Here is an 18,364-nt window from a genome sequence, read left to right as displayed (position 1 = left end):
CGTTATCATCCAGTCTTTGGCTCAAGTGAGTCCATATCAATCAGTAATGTAAGAGTAATGAGTGAGTTATGAGTATTAAGTCAGATAAGTGGATGTGCCGAATGGCTCAAGAGCAGGCTATGATTGAGCCATTTGAGCCGGGCCAAGTTAGATACAACGATGAAGGCCAAAAGCTTATCTCCTACGGTACTTCCAGCTATGGCTATGATGTCCGTTGTGCGAATGAATTTAAAATCTTCACGAACGTGCATTCAGCCATCGTTGATCCGAAAAACTTTGATGACAACAGCTTTGTTGATGTGGTGAGTGATGTGTGCATTATTCCACCAAATTCATTCGCATTGGCAAGAACGGTGGAATATTTCCGAATCCCACGAAATATTTTGACGGTTTGTTTGGGTAAATCAACGTACGCTCGCTGTGGAATTATCGTCAATGTGACGCCGCTTGAGCCTGAGTGGGAAGGTCATGTGACGCTGGAGTTTTCCAATACAACCCCATTACCTGCAAAAATTTACGCTAACGAAGGCGTCGCACAAATGCTATTTTTTGAATCCGATGAAGTCTGCGCAACATCGTATCGAGATCGAGGCGGCAAGTATCAGGGTCAAGTTGGGGTTACTCTCCCAAAAACCTAAATCAGTATTGGTCTTTAAGGCTAATGAACAACGAAAAAGATGTATTCATGGAAGAATTATCTTGATGACACAAAGAGGTTTTTCAAAGGCGGAGCCTGTAAACAAACATGCAGTATGAATGCGCAAATTGTAGAAATATTTTTTCCGATAAGCAGGCAAAATGCGAAAATTGGATGGATCCAACGAAAAACTTTATTTGCCCTTACTGCGATGTCGCACTGTTAAGAACAGAGCAAAAAAAAGCGGGCTTTTTTCAACGGCTCAAACGCATTAAACCGGTCAGCTGGATTGGATTGGTTGGTTTTTTCATAATGTTGTTGTTGATTGACCGTCGAGCGGGATTGCCGCCTTTATTTCCCTATGTAGCAACGCTATTTGCCGCAATTATTATTATGATTTATCACTGGTTTTCTGATGAGGTGCCTGAATCTACTGAAACAGTCGACATTTCATTGGAAAAAGACCCAGGCAGTAATATCTACGAATTTAAACCCAAAGATGACTCTGTGAATCATTGAGCATGAGCGAGTTTTCCGAAGGTATCGTCATCTCCCGCAATATCATTATTAACGTCGCCGATTGTTCTGTTACTCATATTCGAGCCAGCGGCGCCGGTGGTCAAAACGTTAATAAAGTCTCAAGTGCCATTCATCTAAAATTCAATGTACTCACCTCTACCATTCCCGAAGAAATTAAAACTCGCCTGATGAATTTAACGGATCAGAGAATTTCAAAAGACGGTGTTATAACAATTAAAGCGCAAGAATTTCGAACTCAAGAAAAAAATCGTGATGCGGCGTTTCGTCGATTACAGTTTTTAATTAAATCGGTGTTAATCAAGCCCAAAAAACGCATTGCCACAAAGCCAACCCGATCCAGTAAACTCAAGCGTTTAGAATCCAAGGGTAAGCGTTCAAAAATTAAAGTGAATCGGAAAAAAGTAGACTGGTAATTTAGTACAAAAGAAATTACAGAAGGTAAGTTGTCGGTGATGCTGATTTCCATTCAATAACGCAAAAGCTCGGTTATTGATTATGGATAGGTTGGATCCGTGTTTGAGTGTTCGCTTATTGGTTGTTATCAAATAAATTATTTAATAAATCTTTTTCCTCTTGGCTCACCTGAGGATAATGATTCTGTTCAGATATTGCTGCGCAGACTTGATTGCGTCCTTGATTTTTCGCCAGATACAATTGCTGATCCGCTTTTTCAATTAATTGATCTTCTGTGAGTAGGCTATTCGCTGAGTAACTCGCGATGCCAAAGCTAGCGGTCAATTTGATGCTGTGATTCTCACATTCAAGGGGTGTTTTTTCCAGAATATCACGAATACGTTCGGCAATTTGTTTGCTGGTAATAAGAGGGGTAGAAGGGAATAAAAGCGCAAATTCTTCCCCGCCGTAGCGACAAGGTAAATCCATTGGGCGAATGGTAAATCGAATTAAATTGGCGGCGTGCTTCAACGCTAAGTTGCCAACTTCGTGGCCCCAGGTATCATTCACGAGCTTAAAGTGATCAAGGTCGATTAATACTAGGCAGCAATCAGCTCCTGTTCGTTGAGTGCGCTCTACCTCACGGTGCAATGCTTCCCGAAAGTAACGATGATTGTACAAACCTGTCAATGCATCGGTTCTAACCAGTTCGGTTAACTGTTGAATTTGTTCTTGAAGATCATGAATTTGTGTTCTAAGTTGCTCAAACTCTGGTTCTTTTTTGCATGTATCTTCAGCGAAATCACAGTTACATTTGCGAGTTTTCTTACTCATTGTATGTTGATATCTCAAAAGCAGTGATAAGAAGCTTCCTACTAAATCAGTTTAGTTTGAAATTCCGAAGCTTTCCTATCACCAATTCTTGCTCTTTCTCAGAGAATATTCAATTAGCATTTACTATTGAAAAGAAAGATTATTAGTCAAAATTTATTAATTTCATTATTGACTAAATTTTCAAAAAGGCGATAAATAATAGACACCTAATATTAAACAAGTGCTGTTTAGAGCGCGCTGTTTGGTGTTATTGGAAAAACGCCGCCGAGCAAAACTTTAACTCAGTCATGGGCGCGATAAATAAGAAAAGGATGAACAAGCGGATTTTAAGACCAAACGCGATGATTACAGCGTTTGGCCTTAGTAAATTTTTGAGAGACCTAAACTCGGTGGCAAAAACTGTTGATTAACTGGGCTGTAATTTCATGAAAGGATTAATAAGGCAGCCAATTAATCCTGTGAATTTCAACGGTGCGTCGACAACCGTTAAGCACAAGCAATCGGCATCTGCGGTAGCGCACGGCGCGTGTATTTCATTGGGTTTTCGGTGGATAAAATCGCCAGCGGAATAAATCCCGTCTTGATCTGAAAATGCTCCTCTCAAAACAACAGTGTATTCGTTACCTCTGTGATCATGCTCCAGAACTCTTCCGCCAGCCTTGATTTTGATGAGCGATACTTCACACTCATTCTGCCCTGCCGAAAGCTTTGCTGCTTCCATTGCCGGAGAGAGCTTTTTCCAGCGTAAGAACCGAGGTTTCACAATTAACTTGGCAATGACCGGTGGCAAGTCTTTACGAATTTTATTAGCGATGCTCGCTTGCTGTATTGGTACGCCAGATAACGTCGTTTCACTTGATGAATGATTGTCTAAGGCATCAATTCTATTGAGTGTCGATTGCAACAACGAATCGATGCTCTGTTCCCCATGATTAACCGCGGTGTGTGCTTTGGCAGCTGAAGGCTCTTGAAATGCTTGGCTGAAATTTTCATCGCTCAGCAATGTGCCGTTTAAGCGATTTAGATTTTCCACTTGGCATCTACAACTGTGACAGTAGTGTAAGTGGGCACTGATGCTCAGCGCCTCTGCCATACCGAGTGTTCCCGCACAGTACTCGGCTAGCATGTTAATCGATGGGTGATGCTGACTCATAGGTCTACCTCGTTGATGCGATGAGTGACCATGACTTGCAGTTTCTTTAACGCAAGTCTCACCCTAGATTTGACCGTTCCTAGCGGCAAACCCAGTTCGCTGGCTGTTTCGGTGTGTGTTTTACCTTCGACAAACACCTTGCTGATTACAGACATTTGTTCCGGCGGTAAGGTTTCCGCAGCCTTGAACAAACGCTCTTGATCTCTCGATTGTTGCAAGTGAGTAATCGGCGTATCTTCGGACTCAATCGGCCAGATGTCGTCGGTTTCCAATGTCTGGTTGTTGTGGCGATTGTTTCTTCGCAGCATATCCACTCGACAGTTTCTCACTAAAGTGAAAATCCATGTGCTTGCTGATGCTTTTTCTGGATTAAAGCTGTGTGCTTTTTGCCAGATTTTTATCATAACTTCCTGCACCAGTTCGTCAGCAAAACCCGTCATTTCAGTTGGGCTTGGTTTGGATCGGCTGTAACCACGAATCAAAGGTGCAAAATGGTTGAAAAGTTGCTCAAACGCTGCTCTATTTTTGTCGGCAACAGACACCAACAAGGGTGTCCATCGGTCTTCTCCAGACTCCGGTTTCTTGTTTGACTGCTCGGTTGAATGGTCGTCGTCCTTCACAATTTTTAACCGCTTCTGCTGCTGTTGGTTAGACGCTAGCACGAATATTCTCCAAAGTCCGCTTCTTGGCATAATCACGTCGTCTATTACGGAAATTGCTGGATTTTGGATCAATCAGGTGGCGACCGCTGGGCTTGGGTGTTGTATTGATCAAATAATGTGAAATATTACTTAAAAAGAATATAAATTATGATCTTTCCGAGAGGGGAGATCGTAACCTTATTTTAAACAATGTCATTTTACACCTTCCGTGCTCGTCACAAATTTTCAGTGAAAGGTGTGATCTCACAAAGACCCGAATATATGAATAACGCCATTCTACCCAACACAGTGACATCAATTCACTTGCAGCGTTTTTTGGATAACTACGCCAATTTTGATTCCAACACAATCGACAGCCTTCCCGACATCTACCACAAAGATATCGTGTTCAGTGACCCTATTCACGAAATTCAGGGCTTACCAGATTTAAGAAAATATTTCTCCAGATTGTCTACCTCTCTTGTGAAATGCCAGTTTGAATACGTCAAAGTAATCGAATCCGGTCCCAGTTCGGCGGTATTTTGGACAATGTCTTTTAAGCATAAAAAACTTCGTTCTGGAGAAGAAATAGAGGTCGAAGGAGCAAGCTCATTGGAGTTTTCTCTGGGTAAAGTCATTCGTCATATTGATTACTATGACGTAGGCGCCATGCTTTATGAAAACATACCGGTGTTTGGCGCAATCACTCGAAAGATTCGTCAACGAGTTGCCAATGATGAGTAACGCACAAGCAGATTCAGTTTGCAGCAATAAAAACTATTGGGTGCTGGGTGCGTCCTCAGGGATCGGATTGCAACTGGCGACTGACTTGGCTCGTTTAGAAAATCATGTCATTGTCAGTGGTCGCAACGCAACGGCGTTAGAGCACCTAAAAAAACAGTACCCAAATCACGTAACGGTATTGGTTTTTGATCTGCAATCAGAAGATGATTTTCTCATTGTAAAAAAAACGCTGCCTGAATTGATTGATTCATTAGATGGCGTTATTTATTGCGCTGGTATTTGTGAATATGTTGACGATTTGCATAACAATCGCGCCTTGTATCGACGGGTTTTTGCCGTAAATTTTTTTGCTGCGGTCGACATTTTAGAATTGTCTATCCCGCTGCTGAAGAAAAGTGATACCAGAGGTTGTTTCATGGGAATTGGATCACTGGCAGCGCAAGCACCGTTTACACGGGCTCAAGCGTACGGCGCTTCTAAGGCCGCGTTTGAATATTTTATGGCATGTCAAAGAATCGATTTAGAACCTATTGGTATTGATGTATGTACCGTTTTACCAGGATTTGTTAAGACTCCGTTAACGGATAAAAACGACTTTAAGATGCCATTTTTAATGTCTGTTGATGAAGCCAGCCAAATTATTATCGACGGCTTGGCGAAGCGGAAAAAACGTATTATTTTTCCAAAAAAATTGTATTGGTTATTGCAAATCTACCGTTGGTGGCCTCAGCTTTGGTTTGGCTCGGTCGCAAAAAAAATGCGCAGAGAAAACGACGTTTAACCCTAAATCAGTTAAAGATTAATTTTATGAGAAAACCGAGAGTTGCCATTGTTGGCTCTGGCATTTCTGGAATGTCCACAGCTTATTTTCTGCAAGAACAATGTGACGTACACATTTACGAACAAGACGGCCGTGTAGGAGGACACACCGCGACAATCGATTTCGATTTGGATGGTGTTGAATATAGTATTGATACAGGTTTTATTGTTTTTAACGATCGCAACTACCCTTTGTTTCGCCAAATCCTTCACGACAATAAGGTTGACTACAAACCAACCAGTATGGGTTTCAGTGTCTCGTGTGATAGAACCGGATTAGAGTACTGCGGCAATGGTTTTTCTGGTTTATTTGCTCAAACGTCGAACGTATTCAGTTTGGATCATTGGCAAATGCTCAGAGATATCGTGCGCTTTAACAAAATTGCTCTGGAGGACTTAGAATCGGGTAGTTTGAATGATGGCCGTTCACTGAATGATTATTTAATTAAGAATGATCTTCGCGGCCGCTTTGTTACTCATTATCTTATTCCTATGGCCAGTGCAATTTGGTCTAAGTCGACGCAAGACAGTTTGGATATGCCGGTGTTATTTTTCCTCCGGTTTTTTAAAAATCACGGTTTGTTATCCATTAAAAACCGACCGCAGTGGTATGTTATTGACGGCGGCTCAAAAAACTACATTCCAAAAATTACTCAAGGTTTTGCGAACAACATTCACTGTAACTCCAAAGTTACTTCTGCGAAACGTTACAAAAATGGTGTTGATCTTATTATCAATGGCAAGCTAGAAACCTTTGATCATGTTGTGTTTGCTTGCCATAGTGATCAAGCGTTAAAAATATTGGAAAATCCAACCACTGATGAACGCAGTGTAATTTCTAAGTGTTTATACAACAATAATGAAGTCGTATTGCATTGGGATGAGAGTCAGTTACCATCGAGAAAATCAGTGTGGTCAAGTTGGAACTATAAATTGCTGAATTCCGCATCGGAAGACTTTTTTCAAAGTGAAGCAGTCTTAACCTACAACATGAACATCCTACAAGGTTTGAAGAGTGATAAAACTTTTTGCGTCACTCTTAACTGTACAGATCTAATTGATGAAAATAAAATTATTGGTACCTATCATTATGCCCACCCTACTTTTTCTTTAGAAAGTGTCGAAGCGCAATCACAATGGAATTTAATTAACAAAGACAGAACTTGGTTTTGTGGTGCGTGGTGGGGTAATGGCTTTCATGAAGATGGTGTTGCAAGCGCTAAGAAAGTGGCTGACAAACTCTTGGCCACTATGGGTACTCTTTGCGAAGAAAATATTAAAAATGAAAGGTTGGTAGGTGCTTGATGGGTAATAGCGTATCTAACGAATTACCTAAAAACTGCAGTACAAGCGGTGTTTTTAAAGGGTGGGTGAATCACCGTAGACTCTACCCAACGGCTCATGAGTTTTCATATTCGGTATTCATGTTTTATTTGAATATCGATGAAATAGAGCAAATGCCATTTTTAAATACAAGTTCTCGTAAATGGAATCTATTTAAACCTTGGGTTTGGAAAAGAGAAGATTATTTTGATGGTGGTAGCCAACCACTCAGAGAAACTATTTGTCAATGGGTTGCCAGTCAAGGTTATACACCCACTTCTGGACCAATTACGTTGCTGACCAATGTGCGTTGTTTTGGGTATTTGATTAATCCGATTTCCGTGTATTTTATGTTTGATAATCATGGCGAAAATATAAAATACATTATCGCTGAGGTAACGAATACTCCTTGGGGAGAACGTAAGCATTACTTAATTCATTGCGACGATAATAACCGGGTCGAAAACTATTTGTTTGATAAAGCAATGCATGTGTCGCCTTTTCACGGAATGGATTTACAGTATGTTTGGCGCAGTAACGTAAAAGAAAAACAATTGGATATTCATTTGCTTTGTAATCGCGATGACGAGCGTGTGTTTGATGCTACGTTATCGCTACAACGACAGAGCTTTTCTAAAAATCGTCTAAAGAAACTATTTGTTGAACACCCTTGCATGACAATGAAAGTTGTTTGGGGTATTTATTGGCAAGCTTTTAAGTTGTTTTTGAAAAAAGTCCCAATTTTTCCACACCCGAAATCACTGAAGTGAGATATCAATGAAAACCGTTAGTATAGATCAGGCCAAAATAAAAAATAGACAAGATATCCGTTTAATTGATCGTTTGGCACGCGCCACCGTATTTAAGCTTTTTCGTGAGATTAAGGTCGGACATTTAATACTTGTTGAATCTGGTGAGCAGTACTCGTTTGGCGAAGACAAACGAAGTGCAGAAATTGTGGCTAAAATTAATGTGTCTCATCCATCCGCTTATCGCCAAGTTCTGCTGAGAGGTTCCATTGGTTCCGGTGAATCTTATATGGTGGGGGCGTGGTCATCTCCTGATTTAATTAACGTGGTTCGATTAATGGTAAGAAACCAAGCGTTAATGCAGGCCATGAATGGACGATGGAGTGTGTTCAAAAATATTTTATTTGGTTTTACAAAATATTTACAACGCAACAATATAAACGGCTCACAAACTAATATTTCTGCTCACTACGATTTGAGTAATGATTTCTTTAAATTGTTTTTAGACAAAAACATGATGTATTCATCGGCAGTTTTTGAATCCGATGACGATACCTTAGAGCAAGCTTCGATCAATAAAATGCGTCAGGTATGTCGTGCGCTTAATTTATCAAAAGACGATCATTTGCTGGAAATTGGCACAGGGTGGGGTGGCTTAGCGATCTTTGCTGCTAAAACGACAGGCTGTCGAGTAACCACCACGACTATTTCCAAGGAACAATACGAGTACGCGAAGGCGTGGGTGAAACGTGAAGGCTTGGAAAATCAAATTACAGTGGTGTGTAAAGACTATCGAGTCTTATCCGGCAAGTACGATAAAATCGTATCTATCGAAATGATTGAAGCTGTTGGTCATAAATATTATTCCTCTTTTTTCGAAACCTGTTCACAAATGTTGCACGAAGATGGATTAATGTTGATTCAAGCTATCACTATGCCTGATCAAAAATACGACCAAGCCAGACGGTCAGTCGATTTTATTCAAAAGTACATTTTCCCAGGTGGTGCCTTGCCTTCCATTGAGGTGATTACCCAGCACGTACGTAAAAATACGAATATGCAAATTGTTTCTTTGGCTGATATGACGCGTGATTATGCGTTAACACTTGCCTCTTGGAGACATCACTTTCTCAACAACCTAGATAAAGTCCGATCTCTTGGTTTCGATTCGGTTTTTGAACGTATGTGGGAGTATTACCTATTGTACTGCCAGGGGGGATTCCAAGAGCGCGTGATAGGTACTGCTCAAATTTTGATGGCCAAGCCAAACGCGCGAGACTTTTCTCGAACTATTCGCACTACTTATTAACCAGTCAAGGTTCTTAGGTTTTGGTAATATTTATTCTGATATGACAAGAACTTTTAGGCTTTGTGTTTTGTCGAATCTTATGAATTGAATTATTGTCGGTTATTTTCAAGGATTTATTTTTAGTAATCGATATATTCAATATTTATTATTCCTGAGAACTTACTGTTAAATGGTTAATTAAGGTTATTTATTTCAACTATTAGTTAGAGTTACTTTTGGTATTTTTTATATAAACTTGAGTGAATATTCTCAAATAAATTTGTTTTTGTGTTTCTTAGATACACATCGTTTTAAAAATCCTGATTAATTTTGGATATTTTCAAATTTATGTCTTATGTTTATTGAAAGAATGTCATACTAGTAAGCTAGTGTCTCAACTCGAAATTCAAGAAGAAATCAAACTCTATTATTCTTATATGTGGATTTGGTTATTATTGAGGTAGTTAAAGGCATGAAATTAATAGGATTGAGTAAATAATAACGAGAATAAAATGAGTATATTACGCACAGCGAAAGGATTTGCAGTAGATCGCCATCAGCGTCCCCCGATTGTTGATGTTGAAGCCTCTGGCTTCGGATCTGATAGTTATCCAATTGAGATCGGTGTTGTTTTGAATACCGGTCAACGATTTTCATATTTGATCAAGCCATTCAATGACTGGACGCATTGGGATGACGATGCTGAAGCTTTGCATGGCATCTCCCGTGAACAGCTGATGACAGAAGGTAGAGAACCTGTCGAAGTTGCGCAGGAGTTAAACGCGGTTTTGCTTGGCCAAACCCTATACAGCGACGCTTGGGTCGTTGATAAACCATGGGTTGATACCTTATTTAACCGAGCCCAGATTCGCAGGCAGTTTTTTGTGAGTCCGATTGAGGCAATTACTTCTGAGAAACAATTAGAAGATTGGTCTTATGCTAAGAAACGGTTGTCGGAAGAGTTAGGCCAGAAAATTCATCGTGCCTTAAACGATGCTTTGTTAATTCAAGAAACTTTTGTAGCGACTCAAAACAGTTACTCTTATTGATCCCTTCTCTTTTGCAGCTCGGCATTTCATGCCGGGCTTTGTTTCGTTTTAAGCTCTATCAATAATGCTTGTTCCATAAATATCAGATGCTCTTCAAGCAGAAGCTGTTCTTAATAAATTCGGTTACTTCTTCAATTTATAGAATGACGTGACGTTGGTTTGATTGGTCGGAAGAGTTAATCGAAGTAATTATAAAAATTTATAATTCGATAATATGAGAAAGTTAATTTGGAATAGTTATTATAAATTCAAATATCTATTCCAAAAACTCATTTGAAGTGAATAAATGATGGCTTTCCCTAGCCGGAAAGGCTTCGTGCCTCTCTAAATTCCTTTTTTTATTAAGACAGCATCCCTTGCCGTCGAGAGTAACCTGCGCTGATTGATCCGTCAGACTTATCCTTGTTTACGTCCGTGTATTCAGGTTATTTCATCAAAAAGTATTACTTCCATTCCGTTCGGCGTATCCGTGTTCGCAAATCCTTGCCAACTGTTGCCGTTTGAAAAATCCTTTTAAGACCAACCTTGGTCTTTTGTCTTCCTTGATAACGTCCCTGTGATTTGTAGTATGCATTCACATTAAAAATGTGAACAGGCGCAAATTACTTTTCTTTTTGTGAGATATCTCTCACTTGGTAGTCGATAATTTTTAAATGTGAAATATCAAATATGAATTTAGATTATTTAACCAATAATTTTTATTTATAATTATTGGAACGATCTTTCTTTTATTAGAGGCAAATTGCCGGGGGAAAGGTAGGTTTAATTATTTTTATGATAGACGATCGTAGTAATTACGGAATAACTGAGAGTATTTGGAATGTATCTTCTAGAGCTTATTTAAAAATTTTGATTGAGCAATCAAAAAAATAATACCTTTTTCGACTTACTTATTTGTTACTTTCTATTGATTTATCGATCTACTTATTTGTCAGGCTATTAGGCTGATAGTGAAAGTTTTGATATTTATTTGATTTGGTTTGAGTCGTAAAGTTAGGTGCCATAAAACAAAAAAGAGGGCCTAGCCCTCTTTTTTTGAATGTAAGCATTTTAGGTATCGTAGCGATTAAAAAATCATGCTCGATTTATTCTCCCCAATTCAATGCTCCACCAGTTTGATACTCAATAACGCGAGTTTCAAAGAAGTTTTTCTCTTTGCGTAAGTCCATCATTTCGCTCATCCAAGGGAATGGGTTTTCAGCCCCTGGATATTGCTCCGGCAGACCAAGCTGGGATAGACGACGGTTAGCGATGAAGTGCAGATATTCTTCCATCATTGAAGCGTTCATACCCAAGACACCGCGGGGCATTGTGTCTCTGGCGTATTGAATTTCTAATTCCGCACCTTCCAAAATCATTTGGATAATTTCTTGGCGGAATTCTTCGGTCCACAAGTGAGGATTCTCTAGCTTAATTTGGTTAATAACATCGATACCAAAGTTAAGGTGCATGGATTCATCGCGCAAAATGTATTGGAATTGCTCAGCAACACCCGTCATTTTGTTACGTCTACCCATAGACAGTATTTGAGAGAAGCCACAGTAGAAGAAGATACCTTCGGTAACAACGTAGAAGCCGACTAAGTTTCTCAGTAACTCTTGATCGGATTCAAACGTACCTGTGGTGAATGACGGATCGCTAAGTCCTCGGGTATGCGCGATACTCCAAGCTGCTTTTGCCGCAACAGAAGGTACTTCGCGATACATATTAAACACTTCGCCTTCATCCATCCCCAAAGACTCAATACAGTATTGATAGGCGTGAGTGTGAATGGCTTCTTCAAAAGCTTGGCGCAAAATGTATTGGCGGCATTCTGGGTTAGTTACTAAGCGATAAATAGCCAACACTAAGTTATTGGCAACTAGGCTGTCAGCGGTTGAGAAATATCCTAATGAACGCATGATAATTAGGCGTTCGTCATCGCTTAAGCCATTGGGGTTTTTCCAAAGTGCGATGTCGGCATTCATGTTAATTTCTTGTGGCATCCAGTGATTGGCACAGCCATCAAGATATTTTTGCCAAGCCCAGTCGTACTTAAATGGTACGAGTTGGTTCAAATCAGCTCGACAGTTAATCATTCGTTTATCGTCAACTTCTACGCGTGCTGCACCCATTTCCAACTCTTCTAAGCCCGGAGCGATATCCGCTTCGGCGATGGATTTTAATGCCGCTTCTACGTTAGATGATTTTTCACCTAGGTTTGCTGATGAAGACTCTGCTTTCGTTTCGACAGCTGCCGCTTGTGGTGCGGGCGCCGAAGTTGATGTGCTTGCGGGTGCTGGTTTGGTTACTTCCTGTTTTACAGGTTCAGCTGTTTTTGGCTTGTTAGTAACAGATGAGTGGTCGTCGGTATCGAAATCGTCCCAACTTAACATGATGGAAAACCCTTTGCGTGAAATTAAAAAGAAGCAGCTCATTCAAAATTTATGAATGGCGCTTTTACTACGAATATAAAAACTTGAACGGTCAGTTCTGCTCAATGATGTGATGACTTTAGAAGCACTGCGCTAAGTCACTGATATTGAGTGCTTAGGTGGGTGTGAATTACGAATTGGCGCAAAAATTTATCGTTGTTTACCTATTTTTACCGGCCAATTTTGATGAAAGTCATCGCTCTGTCTGCCTTCTACCTACCACAGTTGCTTCACCTATGAGTGGTGACTTGAATCCAGCCTACATCTCATCTCGGAAGTTATTTTAGACTATAGGCAAAAATAACAGGTAGCACAACATATAGTGGTGAAAAAAAATGTAAGCACTAGATATGCACTTGGCTTTCACAAGTTATCCACAACTAAAAGGGTGGCCTAGGTCACAATGCACGCCCGATCAGAGGGTGTTTTGTACAAATTAGAAAGGTTTTTCCACAGGGTGTTGAGAAATAATTTTACGTTAGCTCAGTAATCTTGGCGTAAATCTCATGATTTTATTGGGCGACTTAAAAAGACACAGTCAGTTGTTATAATCACTCAAAATAACAAACGATCAAATTTATAAAGAGTAAGTATGATGAACTTCAACACATTGACCTTTGAACAGATAGATCGAGTTGGCGTACTCACTATCAATCGACCTAAAGCCATGAATGCCTTAAACGCAGAAGTGATGTCGGAGTTAACGGCGTTTTGTGAGCAGGTCGTTGATCTAAATGTTGGTTGTATCGTATTAACGGGAGCAGGTGAAAAAGCGTTTGTTGCCGGTGCTGATATTAAAGAAATGGCGGCGCGTCTACCAGAAGACGGACTGCAAGTTGCTCAAGAAGGGCAAGAAGTTTTTCGCAAAATAGAGCAGTTACCCATTCCGGTTATTGTGGCTGCTAATGGTTACATACTTGGCGGCGGCCTCGAAATGGCGCTTGCGTGCGACTACATCGTGATGAGTAACACGGCCAAATTCGGAGCGCCTGAGGTAGCTTTAGGTATTTTGCCAGGCTTCGGTGGCAGTCAACGATTGTTGCGATGTGTTGGCAAAAGTGTGACCAGTTTGATTTGCCTAACCGGCGATATCTTTACCGCGCAGCAAGCATTGCAGTGGGGTGTCGCTGCTGAATTGGTCGAGCCCGATCAACTTATGGAACATTGTTTGAAGCAAGCTGCAGTCATTGCGTCTCGCAGCCCCAATTCTTTGCGATTGGTGAAGCGTGCGATCTATGAAGGCGATGATCTTCCGCAACGTGAAGCTGAAGATCTAGAAGCTCGTTTATTTGCGCAAGCGTTTGCATCAGAGCACCGAACTGAAGGACTCAACGCATTTATTGAAAAGCGTGATCCAAAGTTTTTCTAGTGTGACTGATCGCTCAATAGCATAGTGTGTATAACAGGTGGCAGGATTTACCTGCCTCGCATTTCTGAGCCTCATCGTGTTAGCTGGGGCTCAAATGCAAAGGTGTTGTACTAGAATAGTCTTATTGAGGATAATCTACAAAACCTCTAGATTAGCTCTAAGTTCTAAAAGTTCTAACTTTCAGACTAACCATCAAGAGTGCACTTAAAAATAAGCCTGCTGAGATAACGGTGATGAATCACTTGTTGTCTCGGGTATGTATGTTTGAGGTCATACGAAGTCATTTGGAGTTGATCACAGGTCCTTTAATTTAATGAATAATAATTCAGAGCATAGCCATTCAACCGATACTCAAAGCGCGCAACGCTCAGTCATTCTGACTTTCAGCAAAGAATATCTGAAATTCTCAGCCGCACATTTCACCGTATTTTCCGCCACCGAACGAGAGCGTTTGCACGGTCATAATTTTACTGTTTCTGCAGAATTGGAAGTAATTGTCGGGGACAACGGTTTTGCCAGTAACTACCGAGTGTACAAAGACGAATTAAAACGTTGCTGTGCTGAACTTGATGAATATTTGTTGTTGCCTGGTAATTCGCCGTATCTGACGGTATCCGACAGCGAGCGCTACTTCTACGTGACGTTCAATGGTGAGGAGATGCAGTTTTTGAAAGCCGATACACGAGTATTGCCGATTCGAAATACTACGGTTGAGGAGTTTTCGCATTACATTCTTCAGCAACTACTGGCTTCTGATGTATTTAGTGATGGCTCGATAACAGCTCTGTCTGTCTGTGTAGGGTCTGGGCCAGGGCAAGAAGGGAAGAGTTGCTGGCAGAGAAAAGACTAGCAATAAAGTTTCAGCTCCAAACACCGTATTTGGAGCTGAATTTGGGTTTTACACGAAAATATGTTCTTCGCTCGGGAAAACACCATTTCGAGTATCGTCAGCGTATTTCATCAACGCACCCGGTATTGACGCGGTTTCTTCCAAGAAGTTTTTAGAAAATTTAGGCGGTCTTTCTGTCAGGCCTAAAATATCATTGATCACCAATACTTGAGCGTCTGTGTCGCCCCCAGCGCCAATTCCGATAGTAGACATTTCCACCGATTCAGTAATGGTTTTAGCCAGTTGGCTTGGGATGCACTCAAGTACGACAAGGTCAGCGCCGGCTTCATCCAACACTTTCGCGTCGTTTAAAATAACCTGGGCTTGTTCTTCGCTGCGACCTTGCACTCGGAAGCCGCCGAATTTATTAACGTACTGTGGTGTTAGTCCGACGTGAGCACACACTGGGATTCCGCGATCGGTCAACATTTTTACTGTTTCTGCAATCCATTCACCGCCTTCGAGTTTCACCATGTGTGCGCCTGCTTGCATAATGCGAGTAGCGTTTTGCATGGCTTGCTCAGGTGTTGCATAGGTCATAAACGGCATGTCTCCCATGATTAGGGATTTGCTGTTACCGCGTCGGACTGCTTCAACATGATAAATCATGTGTTCCATGGTCACTGGGATAGTGTCGTCATAGCCGAGTACAGTCATTCCAAGACTGTCGCCAACTAATAGAACTTCTATGCCAGTCTTTTGTGCCATGGCAGACATAGGAGCATCATAAAGAGAAACACAGACAAATTTTGTGTTCTCCTGCTTCATTTTGCGCAAGGTATTGATGCTAACAGACTTTGCCAGTGCTGATTCTTCAGTTGGTTTACCGTATGGCATAGGTGTTCTCTCATGTTTACGTTGAACCACGAACATCACCGCTAGGTGAGGTTAGAGAGCATCACTGATGCCAACCGCAAATGGCGACAATCAGGCAATACGCTCAGTGGTTTCTTTGATTTTATGAATTCCAATCGTACCGAGCGTTTCTACCGTACTTTGAATGTCATGTCCATTGGCGAAAACGTAGTCAGGGACAACTTCTGCCAGCGGAACGATGACGAAATTTCGCTCCAACATTCTTGGGTGTGGAACCTGTAGACGATCATCGCATAGGGTCTCCTCACCGAATAAGAGTATATCCAAGTCTAGCGTGCGCGCACCCCAGCGAACTTCTCGGGTTCTGCCGTGTTGGTTTTCAATGTTTTGAAGTTCATTCAACAGTTGGTGGGCGCCTAGGTAAGTATCTATTTGAATAACAGCATTGATGTAGTCAGGTTGGCCTTCAGGGCCGATCGGTGCTGTTTGGTAGAGCGACGAGTGGGCAGTGACGACAACGTCCGCTAATTCATCTATTTGAGAGATTGCTGAACTTACCTGTTCCTTTGGGTTTTCCAAATTTGAGCCAATACCAATATAAGCCCTTGTTGGAAGGGCTGTGATGTCATTGCCTAACAATTACGAATTTTCCTGAGTCTGAATGGATGTGTTTTTTCGTCTGGGTCGACGTTTGTTGGGACGGTTTCTTCCCTGGCGATGCTGGGCATTGGCCATTTTTTCGCGTGCGACAGGGTCTGCGTTTTGGAAATCAGTCCACCACTGGCCTAAACCGTGGTGATCTTCGCCAGATTGTTCACGCAATAACAGAAAATCATACGCAGCACGAAACTTCGCGTGCTCTAGGGTGCGGAAGGCACGTTGCCCCGCACGTTTTGGCAGTCTCGCCTGTAAATCCCAAATCTCTCTCATGGTTGTAGAGAAACGCTTGGGAATACTAATCAACTGTATCTGTCGAGACAGCACTTGTTGATACGCTTGATGGGAGGCTTCCAACGGCGGAACACGATCGGCAATGAGTTGCTTTTGTCGATCTTGAATTTCTGGCCAAAGTAAAACGGCGTAAATAAACGCAGGCGTTACTCGCTTACCGGATTGAATACGTCGATCCGTGTTACGCATCGCGTTTTCAAAGAAGGTGTGAACTTGAGGATTGTTTTGAATCTGCTCAAAGCTGCCGGGAAACAGAGTTTTGAACAAGCCAAAATCAATCAGCTGTTGATAAATTGAAGCGCTGTAGCCGGACATAAACAGCTTTAAGCTCTCGTCCCACAGTCGTGCCGATGATACTTGGCTAATCGACGGCGCTTGTTCTGAAATAGGTGCGGAAGTTTTCGGCTCTATATCAAAATTGAGTTTGGAGGAAAACCTAACCGCACGCAGCATGCGCACCGGGTCTTCTTTAAAACGAGTGACCGGATCACCAATAATTCTCAGCGTTTTATGGTGAATGTCTTCAAAGCCACCGGTGTAATCAAAAATGTCACCAGAATGCGGGTTGTAATAGAGCGCGTTTACCGTGAAATCTCGACGCTTTGCGTCTGTTTCTATGTCACCGAAGACATTGTCGCGCAGTAACATGCCGTCTTCTGATTTCGAGGCATTGTTGTCTTTGTCGTCTGAGTGATCGTTTCTAAATGTGGTAACTTCAATGATCTCACGACCGAAACGAACGTGTACGATGCGAAAACGACGGCCGACAATGCGCGAATTGCGAAACAGTTTGCGTACTTGTTCCGGGGTGGCATTGGTGGCAACGTCAAAATCCTTAGGCGAGCCTTCCAGTAAGAGATCCCTAACACCGCCACCGACTAAAAACGCCTGATAATTGGAATCCATCAGTCTGTGGATAACTTTGTGAGCGGCCTGGCTGATCTGTTTCGATGAAATATGATGTTGGCTTGCAGGGATTACCGATGATTTGGAAGAGTCATTGGAGCCTGTGAATAGGTTGATTAACCGTTTTAGCATGCGCGGAGTATGAGAGTTCTTTATTAATGCGCGATCTGCGCAAGTGTTAAGTGAAAGCTATAAATAGTAAACGACGGGCGAGTGTATCACGTGGTGTCACAGGGTGGAATTTTAAACTCAGATATTCGTGAAATTTAAATAAAGCAAAACGGAGAGGTATGCACCCCTCCGCCGGAGATTCTTCAGTCCTTTATACAAAGTTCAAGGCTTCCGTGCTTTGATGTTTACTTACGGAGCAAATACCCCGAATTCAAGTCAAATTGTTGTGAGTGTTATTCGTTCTAGTTGTTGTTAAATATATCAATTGTTTTTTATTGTTGTTGTTTTAATAAGCAAATTTTCTTTTATTATTATTTATTGTTGTTATTGTCAATTTTTCATTAATTATTATTTATTGTTGTTATTGTCAGTTGCTCAGTAATTATTGTTTATTGTTGTTATTATAATCAGTTATTCGTTAATTATTATTTATTGTTGTTATGTAGTTTTATACGTGTCGTTGTTTTTATTATTTGTTGTTTTTATTATGCTCGGTATATAGCAGTCGTTGTGCCAATATTGAAAATTATAATAAAAACAATGCCTTACGTGTTTTCAGGGCTTTTTTATCTCGTTTTGCTATTTTCAATTCGTTACCTATTATCCCGATATCTGTTACTTAATCATTTTGGGGTAACACTTTACGACGCGTAACAAAAATTTGTACTCCAAGTAACA

18 protein-coding genes are annotated in these 18,364 nt (G+C 41.2%); 11 read left to right on the top strand and 7 right to left on the bottom strand.

Features of this window, described 5'->3' with window-relative positions; all coding sequences use genetic code 11:
- Positions 1–68 precede the first annotated feature (68 nt).
- From dcd to arfB, 3 genes are all read left to right on the top strand, one after another.
- The gene (gene dcd, locus LU361_RS02105; RefSeq protein WP_233086660.1) at positions 69–638 is read left to right on the top strand and encodes a dCTP deaminase; all 570 of its coding nucleotides are present in this window, start codon (positions 69–71) and stop codon (positions 636–638) included.
- 173 nt (positions 639–811) lie between these two features.
- Complete coding sequence (locus tag LU361_RS02100; RefSeq protein WP_233086659.1) at positions 812–1,156, top strand: hypothetical protein; 345 nt, start codon at positions 812–814, stop codon at positions 1,154–1,156.
- A 2-nt stretch (positions 1,157–1,158) separates the two neighbouring features.
- Positions 1,159–1,590 (top strand): alternative ribosome rescue aminoacyl-tRNA hydrolase ArfB, encoded by a 432-nt coding sequence (arfB, locus tag LU361_RS02095; protein WP_233086658.1) that lies wholly within the window; start codon positions 1,159–1,161, stop codon positions 1,588–1,590.
- A gap of 115 nt (positions 1,591–1,705) precedes the next feature.
- On the opposite strand, the gene LU361_RS02090 is transcribed toward arfB, so the two are convergent.
- From LU361_RS02090 to LU361_RS02080, 3 genes are all read right to left on the bottom strand, one after another.
- Positions 1,706–2,404, bottom strand: a complete 699-nt coding sequence (locus LU361_RS02090; RefSeq protein WP_233086657.1) for a GGDEF domain-containing protein — start codon at positions 2,402–2,404, stop codon at positions 1,706–1,708.
- 406 nt (positions 2,405–2,810) lie between these two features.
- Positions 2,811–3,557 (bottom strand): ChrR family anti-sigma-E factor, encoded by a 747-nt coding sequence (locus LU361_RS02085; RefSeq protein ID WP_233086656.1) that lies wholly within the window; start codon positions 3,555–3,557, stop codon positions 2,811–2,813.
- Positions 3,554–4,219: a sigma-70 family RNA polymerase sigma factor gene (locus LU361_RS02080; RefSeq protein WP_233086655.1), complete on the bottom strand. Its 666-nt coding sequence runs from the start codon at positions 4,217–4,219 to the stop codon at positions 3,554–3,556. The genes LU361_RS02085 and LU361_RS02080 overlap by 4 nt, the downstream gene beginning before the upstream one ends.
- A gap of 261 nt (positions 4,220–4,480) precedes the next feature.
- Between LU361_RS02080 and LU361_RS02075 the strand changes: the two genes are divergently transcribed.
- The 6 genes from LU361_RS02075 to LU361_RS02050 all read left to right on the top strand — a co-directional run bounded on the left by LU361_RS02075 (position 4,481) and on the right by LU361_RS02050 (position 10,170).
- Positions 4,481–4,942: a nuclear transport factor 2 family protein gene (locus LU361_RS02075; RefSeq protein ID WP_233086654.1), complete on the top strand. Its 462-nt coding sequence runs from the start codon at positions 4,481–4,483 to the stop codon at positions 4,940–4,942.
- Positions 4,875–5,723: an SDR family NAD(P)-dependent oxidoreductase gene (locus LU361_RS02070; protein WP_233086653.1), complete on the top strand. Its 849-nt coding sequence runs from the start codon at positions 4,875–4,877 to the stop codon at positions 5,721–5,723. The genes LU361_RS02075 and LU361_RS02070 overlap by 68 nt, the downstream gene beginning before the upstream one ends.
- A gap of 26 nt (positions 5,724–5,749) precedes the next feature.
- Positions 5,750–7,066 (top strand): NAD(P)/FAD-dependent oxidoreductase, encoded by a 1,317-nt coding sequence (locus LU361_RS02065; RefSeq protein ID WP_233086652.1) that lies wholly within the window; start codon positions 5,750–5,752, stop codon positions 7,064–7,066.
- A complete protein-coding gene (locus LU361_RS02060) occupies positions 7,066–7,854 on the top strand; it encodes a DUF1365 domain-containing protein (RefSeq protein ID WP_233086651.1) in 789 nt (262 codons plus the stop codon). The genes LU361_RS02065 and LU361_RS02060 overlap by 1 nt, the downstream gene beginning before the upstream one ends.
- A 7-nt stretch (positions 7,855–7,861) precedes the next feature.
- Complete coding sequence (locus tag LU361_RS02055; protein WP_233086650.1) at positions 7,862–9,142, top strand: SAM-dependent methyltransferase; 1,281 nt, start codon at positions 7,862–7,864, stop codon at positions 9,140–9,142.
- Between the two features lie 491 nt (positions 9,143–9,633).
- Complete coding sequence (locus tag LU361_RS02050; RefSeq protein WP_233086649.1) at positions 9,634–10,170, top strand: 3'-5' exonuclease; 537 nt, start codon at positions 9,634–9,636, stop codon at positions 10,168–10,170.
- A 1,085-nt stretch (positions 10,171–11,255) separates the two neighbouring features.
- On the opposite strand, the gene LU361_RS02045 is transcribed toward LU361_RS02050, so the two are convergent.
- Complete coding sequence (locus tag LU361_RS02045; protein WP_233086648.1) at positions 11,256–12,545, bottom strand: ribonucleotide-diphosphate reductase subunit beta; 1,290 nt, start codon at positions 12,543–12,545, stop codon at positions 11,256–11,258.
- Between the two features lie 631 nt (positions 12,546–13,176).
- Between LU361_RS02045 and LU361_RS02040 the strand changes: the two genes are divergently transcribed.
- Together LU361_RS02040 and LU361_RS02035 are read left to right on the top strand one after the other, a co-directional pair.
- Complete coding sequence (locus tag LU361_RS02040) at positions 13,177–13,953, top strand: enoyl-CoA hydratase/isomerase family protein (protein ID WP_233086647.1); 777 nt, start codon at positions 13,177–13,179, stop codon at positions 13,951–13,953.
- A gap of 313 nt (positions 13,954–14,266) precedes the next feature.
- Positions 14,267–14,803: a 6-pyruvoyl trahydropterin synthase family protein gene (locus tag LU361_RS02035; RefSeq protein ID WP_233086646.1), complete on the top strand. Its 537-nt coding sequence runs from the start codon at positions 14,267–14,269 to the stop codon at positions 14,801–14,803.
- Between the two features lie 48 nt (positions 14,804–14,851).
- Here the strand turns inward: LU361_RS02035 and panB are convergent, their stop codons facing one another.
- The 3 genes from panB to pcnB all read right to left on the bottom strand — a co-directional run bounded on the left by panB (position 14,852) and on the right by pcnB (position 17,647).
- Positions 14,852–15,679, bottom strand: a complete 828-nt coding sequence (panB, locus tag LU361_RS02030) for a 3-methyl-2-oxobutanoate hydroxymethyltransferase (protein ID WP_233086645.1) — start codon at positions 15,677–15,679, stop codon at positions 14,852–14,854.
- 90 nt (positions 15,680–15,769) lie between these two features.
- Complete coding sequence (folK, locus tag LU361_RS02025) at positions 15,770–16,297, bottom strand: 2-amino-4-hydroxy-6-hydroxymethyldihydropteridine diphosphokinase (RefSeq protein ID WP_233086644.1); 528 nt, start codon at positions 16,295–16,297, stop codon at positions 15,770–15,772.
- Positions 16,298–17,647, bottom strand: coding sequence for a polynucleotide adenylyltransferase PcnB (pcnB, locus tag LU361_RS02020; protein WP_233086643.1), 1,350 nt, complete (start codon positions 17,645–17,647; stop codon positions 16,298–16,300).
- Positions 17,648–18,364 lie beyond the last annotated feature (717 nt).

Origin of the sequence: Sessilibacter corallicola (assembly GCF_021290925.1) — a bacterium.
GTDB classification, from domain to species: domain Bacteria; phylum Pseudomonadota; class Gammaproteobacteria; order Pseudomonadales; family Cellvibrionaceae; genus Sessilibacter; species Sessilibacter corallicola.
The sequence above is the reverse complement of the archived record's forward strand: the minus strand, read 5'-3'. Positions and strand labels throughout refer to the sequence as shown.